Genomic DNA, 20,609 nt, shown 5'->3' on the forward strand with positions numbered 1-20,609 from the left:
TGATAAATTGTGATGTTTTTCAGCCGTTATTTCTCCTTCGATGAAATACCGACCCGGATCCACTTTCAGGACACAACCGGCATTATCAAACAGAACCGGCTCCGGCGTTTCTGCAGCGGATGAACCGGGAGGAGTAATGACCAGTAACAGCCGGACAGAGTCGGGTATTTTGACCTGGTCGAAGCCGGTACCGGCAGAACCATCAATAAAACCCCGATTTACCAGCGTCTGGAGGTCGCCAAAGACCTGGCTCCGATCTTTCGCCAGGGTATCGGAAAAACGCTTGAACTCTGGTGAGCGTTTGAGCCATCGAAGGGTTTGGATAATTTCAGTGTGTAATGAAAACAGATGTTCGGAAGGAACATTATTTTCCAGAACATGTTTAATAAACCGGGCAGAGAACAAGATCGCGACCTTCGCCTGCGAACCCTTATCGCCATAGGAACCCGGTGTCACTTTACTAATAATTCCGGGACTGTTCTCCTTTATTCCTTTGCTATAGACGTCCATGTAATGAGAAGGAATTCTGTCAGTGTACAGAGTATCGTCTTGCGGGTTTTCTATATCACCCAGACCCGACAATAACCTGCTCCTCCTCTTGGGGGGTAAATCGGAGCGGGTTAATCGTTGTTTCAACATCTGGTAATCCGATCCCTGCAACTGCAGCGCAGACCGCAGTCGTGAATCCAGCATCTGTTTCCACAAATCTGCGTGTAGCTCAACCAGCCCCTCTACAAAATTATCAACAGAGGTCGCCGACTCCATTGCAAGGTGACGAATAACGTTTTTGACCGAATGGGTGAGTTTCCCTTCCTCAAGCAATACTCCCAGAGCCTGCTGGAAATCATCTGCAGAAGAACCCTCGGCAAACTTAAGCCCACGGTCATTACTGTCAAGGATCAGTATCTGGTAAAGCGGATCGACAGTTTCCGGTAAATGCAGTAGTGTCAGATCATTGTCAAAACCGTACTCACCCTCAGCTTTCTCATGGTAACCCGCTTGCCATATTTCCGTAGCCCTGATTAGATCACGTGGGGTTGCATGGGTTGCTCGCAGTCGCAGGAACAGGGCTACCCCGTAGGATCGGGCCATCACCTGGGCCAGGCGGGCGTCAGACCCATCTTCTTGTAGATCCTTCACTCCAGCCTGAATAATGATCGGACTATTTAATCGCCACAGCCGGACAGTTACCCGACTGTCGGCGATCAATCGGTTGTGTTCCAGGCGAATATCAAGGTTTAGCTTTTTGGCCTCAACACCCGTCTCTATCTCCCATTTGCGCCAGGCTAAAAGGCTATCGACGAATTCATTAGGTTTGTCAAAATGACGAAGCACCCCCTTCAGCTTTGCAGGCAGTCCATCCAGTTTCGTCAGCTCACGCAGTTGAGAGCGATAGGTACTGTGCTGAGCGGTCGCGAGAAAACGTGGCGAACGAACTCCCAGATGGATTTGCAAGGGAAGAAAATGATCTTTGTCGAAGGCCAGCAAAGGGTCCAGGTAAACCATGCGCTGGAGTTTTCCCGAAGGCGGGATCTTGACGAGAATGTGGCTTTCTTCGGGGAGCCGGGTGGACAATTCTGCGATCAGGAACTTCTGCTCAATTTCTGGGTTGTTACCGTTGAATATAGTGGCCACTACGCTTTCCACCAGACGGTACAACAGTTGTCGCATCAGGCTCCGGGTCGCCTGATAGTCTGCGTTGATCTTATGTATTTCATCGGCCAGTGTGACCACTTCAGCTATCGTGAGCCGGGCAATTTTTTCATAGAGCTGATCCTCCGTCAGGGAGTCTGAGTGCCGGGAATAGGCGGACTCAATGGTCTTGATCAGCGTCCGGGCATTACGTGGCTCCAGCGGGCCTGAGGACTGAAGCATAAACAGGATATTACGCAGATTATCCGGAAAAACCGCGCTGTTAGTTTCTGGCACGTCCACCAGGACATAAGTTTCGCCTGAAGGGTCGGTGACAACAGGCAGGTATTGGTTAACCGGGGACACAGGAGCGGTAAAAATGAAAGTGCCATCGGTATCCTGCCTCAGCTTTTTGTCAATCCCAAGGGCAAGGCTTGTTTGAAGTGACGCTCTCTGTTCATTCCTTTCCCTGGCGTTCAGTCTCGGTACTTTTGCGTCTGCTTTGTCCGCCAGAAAGTGACCCAATAAGTCTTCCAGAGACTTGATATACCGCTGGCCCAAGTCGGAAAAGTTATTTTGTATCCGTTGGATATGAAGAGCATAGAGGTCATTTTTTCCCAATACAGAAGCCACCAGGTCAACGCTGGCAATCCGGAACGGATCTATGTCATTGGCATCGGGTGCCACAATGTCCTGCAAAGACCTAAGCAACAGGCGAGTAAAGACTGCTGCCATCGCATCGGATGGCGGGTTTGCGAGTTGCCGGGCCAGGTCATACCCCGCCTGCTGGGTCCGGAAAAAATTCTCTTGCGCAAAGGCATCGCCATAGAGCAGCAGGCCAACCCCGGAAAACGGGTCACCGATTGAGCCTGAGCGGACAAAGGCGCTTATCTGACGTTTTTCTTCAGACACCCCGGCCCGGGGAACGGGGAGTTCGACATCGGCAGTCGGCAAAGGCATCAACCGGTAGGGAGAAAGGTCATCACCGGTGTCTTGATACAGTCGATGGTTGTAATCCTCAATCAGGTCGGAAAGTCTCTGCCTGCCATTGTTTTCGATAATCGTTTTAAGCAGTAAGCGTCTGGCCTGATCGAAATGACGGTCATTCTTGCCCAGGTAGGCATAATCCCTGGGGGGTGGCAAAGCGGGTAAATTCCGGAATTTTTTCACCAGCCCCTCTGTAACCGGAAGATGGCGGGCCATTAACTGTCCCTGTTTGTCTTTCTGCAGCACCAACTTGACGCGATGGTCTGACTGAGACCACAGCACATCGCCATCAGCCGGCAGGGTGCCGGTCCATTTGCGCCCCAAAGCATCCACCGCCACCAGGGCGTTACGAACCGTGATTCGTTCTGTCCGGATTTCACCAAACAGAGTTCTGGCGAAAGCCTCCACAGGGTAATGCTTCCCACTGGCATCCGCACCACAGCCCACCAGACTGACCGTTCTGACAAAGCGCCCGCCAGTTATGCGCTTGAGCACTTCGGCCAGTTGCTCAACCGTCTTCCCGCCCATGAGAAACTTTTCGGGACCGGCCAGGTTAAAAAGCCAGCTGAAACCGGTCTTTTCATCCTCAACCTTAGTACCATGACCAACAACAATAATACGTGTGTCGTCTGTAAGAAAACCGACTTGCAACACCCCGGGTTCAATGACACTATCTGTCTTCGGATCAACCAGGGTGTCATCAGGCTCCAGTCGTATAAGATGGCTGAAATCGGGCCGGTATTTATCTCTCAGGTATAAGCTGGCCCTGGCTTCATTGTCGCTGTTACCCAGCTGGAGAATGATCTGGTTTATATAACGGCTGTCTGCCGCAGCGATCAGGCCATCACGCACAGTTTTATCAATTTTACTAACCCAGCTACTGGACTTTTCATCCGTATCAAAACTCACTAAATCAATCCTTGCCAGTGGGTTGATTTGCGTGAAATAGGATGTTGATTTGAAATCAAAAAAATTACCTTCTGAAAGAGAATAAGCTAAATAGTTCCTGATGACGTTAACAATCAAAAGCGGCCCGGATAGCAGCAACGTGGATACAGATCCAGAAAGTATTCCATCACTCCGATATTTAACTAAATAATTGACATATGGTCTGGCGATTCTAAATTCACTCGCAATTGATTGTCTCATTTGTTCGCTATCGGAATCAGCCAATTTAGCTGGATCGTCTATATGCAGACGCTCAACCAACTGCTGACGCCTTATCATTTCTTTCTTAACTGCTTTGAGAACATCACTGTCTGGCGGCGCGATAATAAAGTTGTTATTAGGAAAGATTATTTCTTTAAATTCTAACGTCATTTCCAGTGAACCAGGAACAGCCCTGATTGAGTCTGGAAAACTGAAAAGAGGCACATTCTTATGATTAACTATGGCTTCTCTAACCTCTTTAAAAAAAACCGGGTATTCTTCCTTTTTGCTTCTACATTCTTTCTGTATTTCTGTATCAGCTGCTCTGCCAAAAAACAGTTGTTCCTCCCCTGGCTCACTCAAATATTCCATAATCATATAGTTAATTAAATAAGCCAGCCTTCCTTTGTATGCAATATCATCCGGAATATCAATATGTTTAAACAACTCCTTATTATAAGCAGGCAGTGTGTCGACATCTAAATAGACACCTCCCTTTTTCTTAATAAGCAGTTCCACTCTTGTGTAATCAGCGGCTGGGGCTAAAAGCCCCCTCAGCGCAAGTTCTTTCACGTACGGCTCTTTCAGGCTGGTTTCATCCCCTGACTGCCAGAGTAGATTGATATCTGCCAGCGTGAATCCCCCGGACCCGGCGTTGCCCCGGAACCCGGCCAGTTCATTGGCGAAATCCGTGAATTCACTCAGGCTTTGCCTTTGTATTTGTGCTAACTCTCCTCGATCCATACCCAAGTGGTTGACTAAAAATGTCTTTACCATGTCGTCAAAGGTTTTGCCCTGGGCGATGCCTTTTTTTATAGTGCTGTAGGCCAGGTCCTGTAGATGATACAAACGTGTCAAAAAATCATCTTTGGCTGCTTCATGTTTCAATGATTCAGGTATTTTCTCAGCCGTAACAAACCTGCGTATTTCCCGGGTAAGCACGGGTGCCAGAAACGCCTGTGGATCGTACCAGAGCGTTTGCGACCAGGAGGGAGCCATCTTGACCCAGACCCTGATATGAGCTTTAACCGCTTCGTTGAGACGACCAATCCAGATAAAGTTAAGCTCTTTAGGAACCTCCACCAACGCATCCACCAGGTACTGGTTTATTGCCGCGGCCAGATAGGAAGCCGCTGGCTCCCCACTCAAAATTCCTGACAGGTGTTTCTGCATCCGATAGACAAGCGTGTACTTTTGCAGGGTACTTCTACTTTCCACCAGGCAAAGCAGGTCAAATTCTGAGATTTTCCTCTCCAGTGCTTTTAAATCATTCGATCTGAGAACATTCAGCAGATGGGGCTTCAAATTGCGCCTGAACATCTTCACAGTCGGCATTATGTCATCGGGATTGACGGGGCCCAACAACCCGCTCTCCTGTGATAACACAGAGGAGAGTTTCCGAAGCCCAATGGCCCCTTCAGCCAGTGTCTCTTTTTCAGACAAGCGTTCGACGGTGATTTCATCGTCACTCTTACGAAGCGCTTTCAGCTTGTCAGATTTGTCGGTGAGTGACCAGGACACCAGACCAGCGTCGGAGAGCTGGCCAACCCATAGTCGCCCCCAGATATCGACTCTCAAAAGACCGTCACGGGCAGTCACTGCTGAGGTTTTTGTTAATTTCAGGGTTTCTTTCAGGTAGTCGCTGACAAGCCCATTATTATCAATGCCTGAGCCAATCAGGTTAATGGATTTAACCGGGGTATCACCGGTCAATTCATTGATTTTTTTTGACAGTTCTGACGCGGTTTGACTGCTCAGGGTAAATATCCCGATCCCGGAGTCACCCAGACCTACTACATGAATTCGGCTTTCACTGTCCAGAAATCTGCGAATATCGACCTTGTTGACCTTTGCGCCTGTTTCTCCATCTGACCAATCATTGTTATCAATGACCAGCCAACGGATCGAAGGATAACGACCTCCTGCCTGCTCACGATTGTTGTATTTGCGAAACAGGTAACGGCTGGCCCTGGCAATCGGGTTATCATCGCCAGGCTCCATCTGGATAACCAATTGCTGGCTGTATTGGCTTCTGCCCTTTGGATCGGTGTTGGTATTGGCTGCGATATCGATTTCGTGGCTCCAGAGAGCCAGTGCTTCGCTTGAAACCGTGTAGTCTTCTCTGGAAGACAATCGAAAAATATCCAGCGAATCTCTATAGTCTCCAGTCCACCCCATTTTACTATTGCTTTCCAACAGTGCGTCGTGACTACTCAGTATCTGATAGCTTTGTGCAAACTTTGATATACCCCCAAGTCGATAAAAAGCCAATAACGGGGAATCTGTCTCTTTTTCAGTGATAAACGTTTTTTTATCCTGGATCGTTTTCCAATCGGTTACCTCGGACAACTTATATCGATCAATCGTCTGATAAACGGATAAAAGGCTTTTTTGGACCATCTGCATGGTCGGGCTGCCCCGTGATGCCGCGAAGAATGTACTGGGGTTATCTTTCGATGCCAGATAGATCTCACCGGGAATGACTTTAACGTCTCCCAGGGGCTCAAATAGTTGCGAGGGATCAGTGCTCGCCAGGCGCTGCTTAATATCGGCTTCCAACCTGGGGTATGTTTCACCGAACCAGGCGAGATCGTCTGAAACCTTCTGTGCTACGGCAGGATCCTGACCATCAGGAAAGAATTCCTTTTCGAACTGTTGAATGACAAGCTGTATCTGTACATTCGTCACCCTGTCCCGATCTATTCTGCTAACGTCTGAATAATCAATATCACTGAAAAGACCCTCGTTAATAGCAGGTGAAAGGAGTGTGTCAGAATAAACGCCACCGAGAGTGCCAATCACCCTGGTTTTCGCCAGTGTACAGGCTGCTGACAGATGGCCACGCAACCCCAGCTCCCTGCGATAGAAATTTTCGGCCTCCTTTCCGTCTTCTCCGTAAGTATCGGTCCAAACCTCATTAATATCTCCGTAGGAAAACTTCACCCCGGGATAAGAAGACTCTATCTTCTGTTTAAATAGCCGGTAGGAATTCTCCATTTCGGCTTTTTTCCCATCAATGTCCGATGATTTACGGTTGAGGTGGTCTACCAGAAAATTCTTCACCGCCAGATCAAATTCCCGGCCCTGCTTCATCTCTGACTCTATGGATTTCCAGGCCTGACCTTGCAGCTTCAGGAATGCTTTCATTAAATCCGATTCAAAATTAGCCGGATCACCGGGACCAGATTTACGGGTTAATTTAATGGTCACTGCTTTTTTGAGGGCCTCAGAAAGCACAGTGGTGAGCATTGCCTGTGGGTCACGCCAGAGGGTTATCTGCAAACCGGACTTTGAATTGGCCGCAATCCATAATTGAATATTGTTCAGCTCCCCGACGGTTGGGGCAATGCTGACAAAATGCAGCTTTTCAGGGACTGGCTTAATGGTGGTTTCTAACCAGCGATAGAAGTCTGCAGTCAGTCTCGCAAACTTTTCACCGGCTTTCCCTTTCATCGGGTAATCCCCGACCAGGTCGATGAGTTTTTCGTAGACGTTTACTGCTGAAGAAAAGGTTAATAGAGAATTTATACGACGATAACTGTCTAATAGCCTGAAAGCAATGACCAGATCTTCAAAACGTGCGTTAAAGTCTGCGTTCGCCGAGCGTTGATCGCTTACTAACGGCGCAAATTCATTAGAGAACGTGTCAGCGTCAGGAATCAGTTGCTTAATTAATTCGAAGTCTGAACCTGCGACAGGAGCCGGTTCAGAATCAGAATCAGAATCAGAATCAGAACGGCGAACCCTGCGCCCTGTCGCCGGTCTGGTGAGTGCAGGATAGCGGGGCCAAAGGGAAGATGGCAAAAGACCGTCATCTGCGGTCATTGTGCCAATGGCAGCCAGTTGCAGACGATAGCCGCCATTCCCGTCAGGCTCCGCCGTCAGTTCCAGGTGACGCCCCAAAGAGCCGTGTCCGGTCACCGCCAGACGCACGGATTTTCTGGTATCTGTCGCTGTCGTTTGATTAAACCTTACCTGTACAGGCAGGGTTTCTTTGAGCATCACCTGCCGAGGGTTGATTATGGGTAACGGTTGTCTGTCCTGTCCGGGGTAGTCCTGCCCGGAGTAGTCCTGCACGGAGTAGTGCCGTGGCAAACCAAGCTCAATACGAATCCGGTTTTTGACCGCATTGGTATCTTTTTCTGGCGCCAGCCCGAGCGCCAGCCGCAATGCCTCCCGCAGCTGGTAAAAGAACGAAAGATGGCCTGAAAGCCATCCGGAACCGTAGGGCAGGTACCCCTCGTCCGGATCAAAAGGGATGAGCGTGAAGGTGCCGTTATTGATTGTCTGGTTAACGGATGCAAGGTCTGTCCCGTTATTCGGAAGGTCGTGGACGGTGTCATTTACCGCACTATGACGGATGGGCTGGTAGGTCAGCGGGCCGGACTCACTGCCGGGGAAGGCACTATTGCGACCGGGAATGATCAAACTGACATACTCCCCGGGAATTGTCCTGTTGCGCTCATCGGGGGAAACTTTCAGTAATCCATGGTCGTGTATATCACCAAGAGTGTCAGGTCTTATCGGGGTTGTTACATTGCCCGACAGCATTCGCAACGCTTCGGTATTGTTCAATTGGTGTCTGAACAGGTCGCTGGCATCCACCAGTTGCCGCAGGTCACTGACGAGGGTCTGGTTACTGGAACTGGCCAGGTAGTCTGGCGTCAGGTAAACCCCTATCCAGTCACCCAGGGCCTTGAGGGTCAGAAATCTGCCCCGAACGCTGCTGCTGGTGTTGTTTAACAGCGGCGCCTGCTCTGGCTCGCCCAGACCGTCGTATTCATCCTGTTGTGCCTCATCATTTTTCTTCAGTCGCTGAAGGTTTGTCAGGGCTGGATTGCCGGGATCTCTGGCGCTCAGCCAGTTCAGGCTGTCATCAAGCGCCCTGCGGAAAAACCATTGTTCACTGCGCAGCGGTTGTTCGTCATAAACGGTTTCGATGGCCCTGAGCAAATCCGCCATTTCCCCCGCTGTGCGGTTGCTCTCCGTTAACGGTTGCCAGTCCTCCATAACACCGGCAAGTGCTGGCGCCAGCCCGTCACCCTGATAAAGTTCCCGGACCGCATCAACAAAGTCTTCCGCAGTGCCACCCCGTTTCCTGAGGTTGTGGCGCTGGCCTGACACCAGTCGCTGGTAAAGATCACCCGACTGTGGTGGCCATTGCCGGGCCTGATAACGTTCATCAAGCCCATAGTGCGGTTGCAGTGCTTCCAGCCCGTTGCCAGTGATCCCCCAGAGCTGTTCAATACCGGCTACAGCCGCGGTATTGTCGGTCAGGGTTTTTCGCCATGCAGGCACCAGCAGGGCTGTCAGTCCGTACCCAAGAGCCTCGCCAGAGTGCCGGGAAAGATCGGCGGCTCCCAGTCGAATCAGTGGCTGACTGTCGTTTATGAAGGTTGCGTCACTGTCAATAAACAATCGGTCGGACTCTGCCCTGATAAGAGGGGTTTTGTGATCCGGCTCTGGGCCACTGGTAACCTGAAGTCCGTGAAGAAAGGCCAGCAACTGTCTGTTAAAACCACCGTATAGAAACAGTCCTGCCAATTTCTCAAGGTCAAAAACCAGTCGCCGGAGCGTTTGTGCCGGATCCTTGTAACCGAGGGAATGATAGCTTTCCACATCAAGGGTTATGTCGACCAGCTGCAGTGGCGGAGCTGCGTCGCCCTGGGGGTATACCCTGATGCCTATTTCCGTTCCGTTAACGTGGGTGCGGTAACCCTTGCCAAAGGCGGGACAGGTTATTGTTTCATCGATACGCAAAAGGGGCGCGACGGGCGTGAAGGCAAAATAACTGTAAAGCACTGGTCTGGTAACATTGCCTGTTGAAGGGATCTCCTCGCTCCTGAGCCAGGCAAGTGTTTGATCAAGGTCGTTTTTAGAATGCCAGTGCCTGGCTTGTAATTCGGTACTTAGAGGGGTTGGCGGCTTCTCAAGGTTTTTTGGGGCATGGAACAGATCGGGAAGCAAAGACTCCAGCCGATAGAGTGAAGCCGGTGATACTTTCTGGTTCAACCATTTGGCAGCCAGCGTTTCAGAGATAAAGTCGAGCTGTGTTTGAGTGGCTATAGCGGAAGCCGCATCATCCGTCTGGCTGACGGGAGACGGGATTAGAACGCCACCATTTTCTGTAGAACCATATTGGCGCACCTGAAATTCTGACCAGAAGTTATTGGGGTCACAGGCTTCATAAACGACCATTGCCATGTTGTTCAGCAAGCTGGCAACGAGCCGGTCAGTTTCGATCGACTGCCCGATTAAAAATGTAACACCATCGTCGTCATAATAGATATTCTGACCCGGCAAGTCAGAGTCAGACAGGATAATGCTGATAGTGCGATGTATATAGTGAGGAAAAAAACCGGACTGCTCGATTAACCAGAAGGCTCTGTCAATGGCTGTCCTGACAGTATTGATGCCCTCTGGCGTGGCAAAGGCCGATCCCGGGCTGGCCTGATCCGTTGACAGTCTGATGCTAAAAATATCGGTATTAATAATGGCCGGGTAAAACCAGCCATCGCTGGTCTTGAGCCAATGTCTTTTGGGAGCAGGATTGAGAGGATTTGTATCAGTTAGATTAGCGGGCATGCAGGAAGCTCTCCGGAACTGTAATGACTTTCTAACGAAGTACAACAGTGGACAAGACCGACTGGGTTTCTGAGTTTTTCAACCCTGACCCATCGTAGTCGAAGGTAGCGGAGTCGTCAGGTTTTGTATCATTCCCTGGCTTGCCGATGGAACAAACGACGGGCTCTCGCCACCGCGATTGCCTGACAGGGCACTGAGGTCCTGAATCAGTCGCTGGTAGTGCTGGTACAGTTCCGTATCATTCAGGCTTGCCATCACTGGCCGCTTAGTTTCCGCTACACCCATTTCAACGTCGCCTTTCTCACCTGCGACCAGGCTGCACAGGTAATTAACCAGCCGTTGCCCCCTGACAATGATACTGTTCAGGTAAGCCAGGGCTCCGTCCTCTCCCTCGTCACTGTCGCCCACGGCTAAGGTACTCTCATTACTGTTGATCACAGCCATGGGGTTCAGGCTGACCTGTCCGCCTTTAAAGTACAGACTGGCCAGCACGTCCGGTTTCACAAGTGCCAGCGTCTGGTTAGTGGCGGTATTGATGATCCTGAGGGTCTGGCTCTCCGATGGAAGAGAGTAGTTGCTGCGGGTGAGGTTGCTCTGCGCCTGCGGGTCACAGTGACTGAACGCCACCTGTTCTGCGGTCAGGTCGGTAAAGAATAGTGCGGTGCTTTTATCACCAGACAACTGTCTTAAATCTGCCTTCGATCCGGACGAAAGAAGGATATAATGCTTGCCATGGTTGTCTATTGTGCGGGCCGGTTTGCAAGCCCGCAGGTCATAGACATCATTGCCAACACCACCGGCCAGGGGACGAGTCCAGTCCAGGATGGCTTGCCACAGGCTGTTATTACCGGGTGCATTCAGTTTTCGGTTGTCACAACGATCGTTCAGGCTCGCCAGCACTTCTGGCCGCGCAGCGGTTTTTCCCGAGGCCCCAAGCAGCAGCAGGTCATGACCGCCTCGCCCCTGGAGTGACCACTGTCGGGCATCGGCGCCAAGGTACAAGACGTTATTTCGGCTATTGCCCCAGAGCCTCGCTGTCCCGTTGCCCACGGTGGACGAGCTGATAACGGCAGGTATAAACGACCATGAATGGTAACCACTGCGGGGTTCTGGCCCGCTCACCTGTATACTGCCCGGCTCCCAGCCCCACTGCCCTGTGCCGGTAATAAACACATGACGTCTGATATAGGCGGTATCCAAGGGTTGCAGTATCAGTCTGATCCCGTCCATCGCCTGATGCGTGACGATTTTCACTGACTGATCTCGTTGGATGTGCAGGGGGTTGCTGGCTGTAGCCTTGATGAATCGAAGGCGCTCCTCCCCGGCAAGAAGACTGCTCACCGTTAATGGAAACACCATCCCCTGGCCAGAGCCCATTACCCGTTCCGCCAGGTCGGATAACGGCAGCTCAAGGTCACTGAACACCAGTATCGTGGGCTGCAGGAGCCGGTCGTTTTGTTTGGCCCAGACCTCCCGAATCTCGATCTCGGCGTCGCCGGTGCTAAACCGGTTCACCAGCCTCAGGTCCTGACCCCGGCGCTCGGCAATGAAGAGGAAGGCCGGTGCATTCAGCTCAATGCGAGTCTGTGTCTGGTCGTCAACGGCGGTTTTTTCTCCAGCAAGGTTTTCTTCAGCCAGGCCGGGGTGAATAATGATTCTGGCGAAAAACGACAAGTCGGGCTCATCCAGTTCAATCACGTCTGACCCGCCCTGGCCCTCCACCAGAACCCCGAACCGCTGTCGGGTACCGTTCTTGACGAAGGCTACCTGGTGCTCGCGGTAGTAAGTGTCCAGCCGCAACGCTTCCAGGCTGATCTGGTCGGCTCCGGGGGTTCCTGACAGCAGCAGGCCCCCAGCCAACACAGCGACCCTGTTAAAGGTTCCCAGAGACTGGTAACCCCTGGGGGTGATCCGGTACAGCGTTTTCTGATCCTGACTGTAAACGACTGTAGCCGGTGACCGAAGGAACCAGAAAGTCTTTTTACTGCCGCCCACGGCGTGCCCGATCAGTTGCTGAACACTGTGCTCCCTGTCAGGCAGGCCGAACATCAGTCTCTGTTGACTGGAATGCCGGCCCCGGTAATCTATCCAGGCTGTCTGGGTTGGGGCATAGCCAGGGCGCAGCCTGAGGGCGATCAGTCCAGCGTCGATCCGCACTTTAATGTCCCCTGGCAGGGATCTCACGGCTCTGTTGAAATCCTGCCGGGTCAAAAAGATTCGGTCGTTGGAGGCTTCCCTGGACCCCATCCAACTGAAATCGAGAGCCACCAGGGTCACATGCTGCCGGTTGGCCAGGTACTGGGCCTCCGGTGTCTGGATGCGCCATGCCCGGGCACCGGGTTCCCACTGGTAGCTGCCCCGAAGCCTGACACCAGGCAGGGTGTAACGGCAGGGAGTGGAGATCAGGTCATCGAACACGCTGGGCACTCCGGTCAGCGGAATGCTGTCTGCTTCCCCACAAAAGGGGTGGCCTTTGGCGCCCTGGTCAGGCCGGAGGAAAAACTCGAAAGCTTCCTGTTTGCGGGTGTCCGACAGGGCGAGCAGCTGGCCGTCGTCGTTCACCATGACCTCAAACCGGTCGCGGGTGTTGGCCGCCAGCAGGGTTTCGCCGTCCGGGAAGTACCAGAAGTCCAGTTGCCTGAAAGGGTTCAACAGAGGGTGGTCAGTGATCGCGGTGATCGGTCTCAGCGGCACCAGTCCCACCCTGGCCGAGAACTGCTCCCGGGCCTGTTCCACCCGGCTGCGCAACCGCTGCTTCAGGGCACGGATGAAAAGCCCGGCACTGGCAGTGGTCCAGGTTGTGCCGGGATGTTCATAGGTCACTCTGGTGAAGACCAGGTTGACTATCCAGCCCAGGTTCAGGCTGTCCATCACCAGGCCAGATTGGGGGGGTGAACTGGTGCACACTCAGGGTATCGTTCGACTTGGCGACCATCTGCCCGGTGGCTTCGACCTGCCAGTGCTTAAAGGGTCCTGACTCCAGCGACAGGTTTTCGCTGACCACCCGGGTGTTGTCCCAGGCCTTGTCCGGTATCAACAGCCGGTAACCACTGAGGGTATCGGCCAGGAGGCTGCCGGAGTGCGCCTGCACACGGGTAAAGATGTGCTGGCCGGCGATCTCTGCCACCGTCCGGTTCTCACCTGCCGGGCGGATCAACTGGAAACCGGAACTCAGCCGCTGGACGCTGCCGGGGCGCTCCATGTCAGTGCTGAAGTGATGCAGGTTGCCGGAGTGCTTGCTGAACATAATGTAATAAACACTCTGACCCCGCACCACCTTATGAACCGGCAGGTGCTCTTCGCGCAGTACCCTCCGGACAGGCTCATTGATCGTTCGTAGACGACTACCATCGTCTGTATTGCTCGGCGCCTCGCCATCCAGCAGGCTGCTCAGGAAGGCAATATGAGTTCGGGTGTCATCGTCATAAAAACCGGTCTTCAGTAGCCGTCGATTGGCGTAGTCATCGACGACCCGAAAGGGAATCAGTCTCTGGTTGGATGGCGTTGTGTTGGATGCCGTTATTGATGGGGCAGGAGGGACGCTGAGCTGGTCATCCAGGGTTTCCGCCGCAATTACCTGATGAGTCAGCTGGCCGGATGGGCTGGCGGTCAACAGGTAATAATAAGGGGCATCAAACACCAGCAATTGGGAATCATCTTTGACCCGCACTGTCTTTGATACGCTGTTACCAAACCAGGTGCCATATTTGCTGGCGTCAAGTTCATGGAGGTGCTTGATTTCCCGGTTCAGGGCCCCGGCGGTCTGGAATAATACCCGGCCTTTGTCGCGGTCAAAAAAATAGTAGCCCGTAGCCGGGCTTCCCTGGACCGGTTGCAGATCACTAAGGGCAAGGAGCCGGATTTCCTCACCGTGAAGGGTATCGTACCAGAGCCGGATCCGGTCTAACTGACCCCATTGCGCCCTGGGCAGTCCCAACTTGTCAGGGAAGCAGCGGTAGGGTTTTTGAAGATACTCATTGACCTGTCGGTCACAGTCCTGCTTGCGTTGCAGCCAGGCCGGGTTCTGCTCGATCCGCGAGGGCCGATCGGGCCCCATGGGTGGTGGATCAAAGGCACTGTTCAACTTCCACGGCTGCGGTTTTTCAGGCGCCAACCAGATTTTCAGCCACTGCTCCGGCGCTCCGGCCATACAGCGTGCACGGATCTGAGGTGAAAAGTCACAGTCTTTTAGCTCCAGCCGGAGGAACCGGCTGGCCCTCCTGGTGTAACGGCTCATGATTCTGTTCAGTTTCGATGCCCTTGACGACTTGTCATTCAGTCCTCCAGTGTCGTACAAACGATGAATCACTTTGCCATCCCGCCGCCACTCAAACAGTCCGTTGACATCCTCGGCCATCACTCTATACGAAACGTCTGGCGTTGGGGCAGGAAACTGGAAACGGGTCTCACCCAGCGTAAGGGTCCAGGTTTTTTCGCTCTGGTTCAGTTCGGATGAACAGCGTACCGACAAGCCTTCCCACTGAGTAATGCAGATATAGGGGAGCTCTCCATCGTAGCTCAACATCCAGGTAGAGGCCGACCCACGTGGGTGAAGGCGGATGCGGTGGCCACCGTTGGACATGAGGACGTTGGTGTTATTGGCTCCTTTGGGGCTGTACAGGTCGTAATCCAACAGTTTGGAAAATTCATCATCGACCTCGCGAAAGAAGACGATGTGATTCTTGTTATTGAGATACAGGCTGGTGGTTGAATGACGGAACTTCAGGCCGTCCGTACCGGTGAGCATTTGTCCGAGGTATTTATAGAGATAGGAGATGGTAGATGAGCCATCGACCGTATGCTTGGTGAGCTGTTTTCTTGCCACTTTTTTCCGGTAAAACCGTTTCAGCTTGCTATCGCTAACGGCATCCAGAAGCTGCGCACCGGGAGAACTGCTGTCTGGAGAACTCCCCGGAAAGTCCTTCTCCTCGTCATAGGCAAAGGGCGTGTAGCGGAGCCTGGCCTCCCACTCGGGTACGGAAGGCATTAAAATGATGAGTTTATCGGTCATCTGCCCAAGGTTGTGGAACACGCCGTTTTCGCATTGGTACCCGGTTAAACGTGACTCCTTCTTACATAAGGTCGCCAGAGCATCGTCGATCAGGTTAAAGGGGACAGAAGAGTAGTCGATCCGGTTGACTTCGGTGGCGCATTTATGGGTAATTTTTACCATAGGGGGCACATTCTTGCACTTTTTCGAGTCCCAGTCTTTATTACTGCGGGCGACGAAGGTTGTCCGGTTTGAATAGCCGCCACCGTAGGTCAGGGTCTGGTTCACCAGATTGATCGACTTGATGTTCAGGATCAGGGGATTCTTGTCATCCCCGCTGATCAAAGCATTGAGGGTCTGGTTGCTGGCCAGGAAACTTCCGGGATCCAGTTGAGCGTGCATCGGGTCAAAGACCTGTGCCGCCTTACCCGAGACTTCCCGTAACTTTTTATAGTTCAGCCTGTTTAACTTCCTTTGATAATGGCTATCAAAAATATTTCTGACAAAGTGCATGATCCCGTCAATCATGAACCCGAATGGCCCGGCAAAATCTGAGATGATGGAGACAGCCGCATCCACCGACTCAAAGATCACTCTGGATTTCAGTAGTTCCTTGACTTCCGGGTCCTCTTCGGTCTCATATTCGATCACGGTCAGGGTGAGACTGGTAGCCTGCACGCCGAAACCCGCTAAGGGTATAAAACGAGCAGCTTTTTTACCTGCTCCTTTGGCTTTTTTCAGTCCTCCGGGTAACTTGGATCCGCTATTTGCCGGTAACTTTGGCGCTGCCTTATTAGAAGGAAGTGATGGCAAGACAGCTGGGGCGATCACCTTGATCCCGCGTCGCCCGAGATCAATCATCTCAATCCCTTGTAATGCCATCGCCGTATAAAAAACCGTCTGACGCCCGATATAAATCTGCTGTTGGGTGTCCGTCATATTCCCGGGCGAGGAATTTTTATAATGATGTCCTATGGGGGCAATCCCTGTCATCAGGTCGTAAAGGCCTATAAAAGACCTGAGCCTTTCCAGACTGCCGGTGGAGGTTTTTTTCCCCTTGACTAACATCCCCTGGCGACCCTCTTTCTGGAGAAAGCCCCGGAAGCGGCCAAGGGCTCCGGACGTAAACCGAATGTTCTTTCGGGCCAGGGTGTCGGGCTCCATAAAGTCCATGCGCCAGCCACGGACATCCCGACGAAGGGTGTCCAGTTGGGGGACCATGCTGTCGGGGAGTGAGTGCCGGGCTTTAATGTCGCTCAGGGCGGAGCCAAACTCCAGCAGCCGCTGCCTGAATTCGCTCCGCTTACTGGCGACAATGGATAGACTATCCACTGTCGCTGATTGGAGCTTCGCTGGCACCAAAGTATGGCCAGACGCGCGGGGTGGCAAATACCGGAGAGCTTTTGAATCCGATGGCCGGGGTGGTATCAGCACAGTGGTTTCGCCGGGAAACAGCCGATATTCCGGCTGTCCGCTGGCCGGAGAGCGCAGCACAAGAGTGTCTATCGCCGGACGGTCCTTTGGCATCAGACGCTCGATATCCTTTACCATTCGCTTGAAGGTACGGATGCTTTGGCTCCTGGGTTCGATAATCAGCTCGCCCACCAGAGGTTTGCCGTTGGCGGGCGATTGAGTCATGAAGTTTTTCAGGGCATTCAGGGCTATGATTCCGCGGGGCTGGTCGCTGTTGGCAAGATTGCTGACGGTCAGGGTTGCGATGCGGCCACCCGGGGCGAAATCAGTGACCAGTGTCGTTAATGCACGGGTGATCAGTCTGGCTGGCCGACCAATGAGGGTGACGCGGTTGCCGTCACCCCCGGCGATGGCTGACTGAACCCGGCCATCGGGTTTAAGCAGCACATAACCGGCAGAGGGGGTGGCTCTGAGTAGCAGGGGCTGCCCATTCAAGGTCCCGGCCTTTATCCGCTTTTGGGCGCGGGTAAACGATGTATCGTCCATGGCAATGACAGAGTGCATGCCTCGGGTGTCTGCTAACGCGGCCTTGCCTTCCTGACGACGAAATCGGGTGAAAATCGCCTGCAGCCAGAGCTTCCCCTCGTCGGAGGTATTGAGCAGGGCGATATCGGTGTGGTCCTCCAGATTGAGTTGGGTGCTGGAGCCAGAAAGTAACCGAAGGGCATTCGCCAGCTCTTTACGCCGAGCGTGACAGCTGGCGCTATCGGCGGATCTTCGTTGCCTGCTACAAGACACCGATGACAGGTTTCTGAAAACACTGATGTTTTCAAAATCGTTTTTGAATAGCGCGTTAAGCGTGGCGACATCCCCTGCCTTTGTATGATCGAGAGGGTAGATGTCGTATGACCTTACCTCTACCCGTCTTTTGAGAGTTGCAAAGGCCCTTTTCTTTGCTTCTTCACTCTGGAAGCTGCTCATTGCCCGCTCAAGCTGGTGGACTTCGTAAGGCTCGGTGTGGAGACATGCGTAGAGAACAAACCATTCCTGATACGAGGAAGAAACCAGCGCCAGACGGAGTGTGTCTTCCATACGAACAGTTTGTCTCCTGTCCGGATTCGCGAAAACAACTTTTTCAGTCGCCGGTTGCTCCACTAATCCATGTAAGAGCGCTTCTTGAAAATCATCGTATAATGAGTATTGACTGGCATCTTTTCTGTTATCTTGAAGGGCGAAGTCGTTTGTGGGTCTGCGCACCTCATCTTCCGATCTATCAGAGTCAGACTCAGCTTCGATCGAACTATCTACTTCGATTACGGGCGCGCGAACCAGATTTTCCGTTGTGTCAGGGGCAGGCTTAGCTTCGAGCCAACTATCTGTTTCAAGTGCGCCATAGTCGGACTTATCTTCAACTGTGGCTGAGACCAAAGCTACCTTGAGTTTTGAATCCATAGACTTATGGTTGACTATGATTTCGACTAAATTCTCTTTGATTCTCTCATCAATAGGCTTGTTTGTGACTACGACTTTGATCAAATCCTTTTTGAGTCCGGTTTCGATAGACTCATGTTCGACTATGGTTTTGATCAAATTCTCTTTGGTTCCGGTAACGGTATGGCCAATTTCGAGTTCGGTATTGGTAAACTTAATTCGGGGCTTGAGGGAGGCCAACCCGAATCTGGCCTGGTATGTAACGATGTTGTCGTTATTCAGGGTAAAAACAATACGGTTGAGTTCAGAATAAGGTGCATCTTTAGAGGTTGACGGCCTATCAGGATCACCACCAGTCGTTTGCTGAGGAACGCCTGCTGAAAGGGGACCCCGAACCGCAACAGCTGTATTTGCACGGATACCTACTTTGGTTAACTCCCTCAGAACTTCAGGTATAACATAATCATTTTGGCTGGTATCCAATGTACCCTCAGAACCCGGAATGTCTTGTGCAGAGTTATCAAAAAAGAATGTTATGCTTTGAACAGTGGTACCCCTGGGGATCGCCATATTTAAAAGCCATGATAGCTCTTCCACTATTTTCTGTGAGTAGAAAGAGAGACTATTATTCGAAATAACAGGGAAGTAAAGACTTCCGGCTATGATGACTCTGGTGTCTTCGCCAATGTTATTGGGTGGTACTCCTTCTATTGTTTTAAGTTTTTTTCTTCTCTCTGGATGATTTTTAACAAAGTCGTACAAAACGCTTTCTTTTTCAGTTTGATACATTTTATAAAGATCATAAGACTTTGTTAAATATTCGCCTTTATTGTCCTCACTAAAACAAAAATTAAGTACTATTAATTTGTCGTATTCACGTTTACGTACTGTATGTAAATCGTCTATGTCAGGATCATAAGATTTCCTGTTATAGAAGGGGGTGTTCGCTAAGAAGTTATCAGTTGGATGGATTAAAGGTTTTGTAGATATTTGCAATTTTATTATTCTTTCAAAAGCGTCATAACATAATTGATTTATAATGTGGTAGTCAGCCTCCCTGGTATCATCTGAAAGGGCAACTAACATTGTTGCAATGTTATCAACGTCATTGCTGGAGGTAATGACTTTGTTTTCTCTGTAGAATTTTTCGATACTTTTTTTTGTGCCCGGTACGAGTTCTTCTGTGCTTATTGGTGATTTTCTCAAATTATCTGCAGTTTCTTGAAAAAAACGCATTTCATCGAGTAGTATTCTGAACATTGGATTTCTTGGGCGAGATGCCGCCACTATTGGCTGGATTGTAGCGGCAAGAGATCCGGCAACACTATTTTCTTCAGAATTTACTTTTGTACTTAAAAATACTTTATAATGGTTACTTGTGTTTAGGCTTTGCTCTTCCAGTTCATGGAATAGGTCACCAATGCTGGTGCTCTCTACGATGCCTTCGATCTGACTAATCACTTCTTTCGGTAGGGCTTTGTCGTATGCCTCAAAATAAGGAGCAGGGTCTTGAATAATTTTTTCTGAAAACATTTTCTCTAAAATAGCACGTATCTTAGCTCTTTCGAGCCGCTTTTTTCTCTCATTATCTACTGCTGTTCCCGATATAAGCTCGAGCAAATTGCTCCTTTTTAGAAAGGGTCTAATCTTCAGCTTTGGCAGTAGTCCTTTGTCAATATATACCCCTCCAATTTCGTATTCATGAAACAGTCCTATATATCTTTCGACTATCAAAGTATTAGTACGGCTTAAATTGTACCTGATATAATTAATGTTGATTTTTTCAAAATGACCAGTGTCTGTATGAACTTCAGCGTTGCCGATGGATTTTTTGATTTCATTTAAGAGATTATTGATTCTGGTTATTTGGATGTTAAACGCCTTCTTTACATTATCTGAAAAATCAGATTTCATTATATCCAGAGTTTCTATGTCAGCGCTTTCACCTATAAAACTATCAACTTTTGCCCAGATACTATCTCTCAACTGCTCAAGATCAGCAGGATAATCTTTCTCAATAGTTATTTTGTTTCTCTCAGAAAAAAGCAGCGAATATAGAATCTTTTGGTATATCAAACGTTCGGGGGCCCATACATGGATTGTATGCTGCGTGTTCACCCTGGCCCATATTTCCAGAAAACTCGACTCCCAGCCTGCTATAGGACCGACAAAACAAACATGAATATTCTTGGGTACTACGGAGTTTGGACGTGGCATGATAACACCTTATAGATTACCCCACATGGTTTCACGAAGGGTTTCGATAGTCACTTTATTCACCGGTGTGTGGTTGTAGGGCTTTAAATACGAAAAAATTGCACCATGCAGTGTAGTTCGAAATTGAGATGCTGACTTTCTTGTCAGTTTTATATAATAAAAATGTCGTATTAATTTTTAATGGTAGGATTTATTAATTTTTTTA

3 protein-coding genes (1 of these 3 running past the window's edge) are annotated in these 20,609 nt (G+C 50.8%); all 3 read right to left on the reverse strand.

The features are described from left to right. Positions 1 to 10,353: the 5' portion of a TcdA/TcdB catalytic glycosyltransferase domain-containing protein gene (locus tag P6910_RS09160; protein WP_317145968.1), read on the reverse strand. 17,637 nt of this gene lie to the left of the window's left edge; only the first 10,353 of its 27,990 coding nucleotides appear in the window; the start codon lies at positions 10,351 to 10,353; its stop codon lies off the left edge, out of view. 78 nt (positions 10,354 to 10,431) lie between these two features. Continuing rightward, positions 10,432 to 13,224, reverse strand: a complete 2,793-nt coding sequence (locus P6910_RS09165) for a hypothetical protein (RefSeq protein ID WP_317145969.1) — start codon at positions 13,222 to 13,224, stop codon at positions 10,432 to 10,434. After that, complete coding sequence (locus P6910_RS09170) at positions 13,166 to 18,949, reverse strand: hypothetical protein (RefSeq protein ID WP_317145970.1); 5,784 nt, start codon at positions 18,947 to 18,949, stop codon at positions 13,166 to 13,168. Before P6910_RS09170 ends, P6910_RS09165 begins: the two co-directional genes overlap by 59 nt. Between the last annotated feature and the right edge of the window lie 1,660 nt (positions 18,950 to 20,609).

It is taken from the genome of Endozoicomonas sp. 8E, from assembly GCF_032883915.1.
Lineage (GTDB): Bacteria > Pseudomonadota > Gammaproteobacteria > Pseudomonadales > Endozoicomonadaceae > Endozoicomonas_A.

What these genes read in the sequence shown, in the direction of transcription:
- P6910_RS09165 (WP_317145969.1), bottom strand. Translation starts at nt 13,224, where the DNA reads ATGGACAGCCTGAACCTGGGCTGGATAGTCAACCTGGTCTTCACCAGA.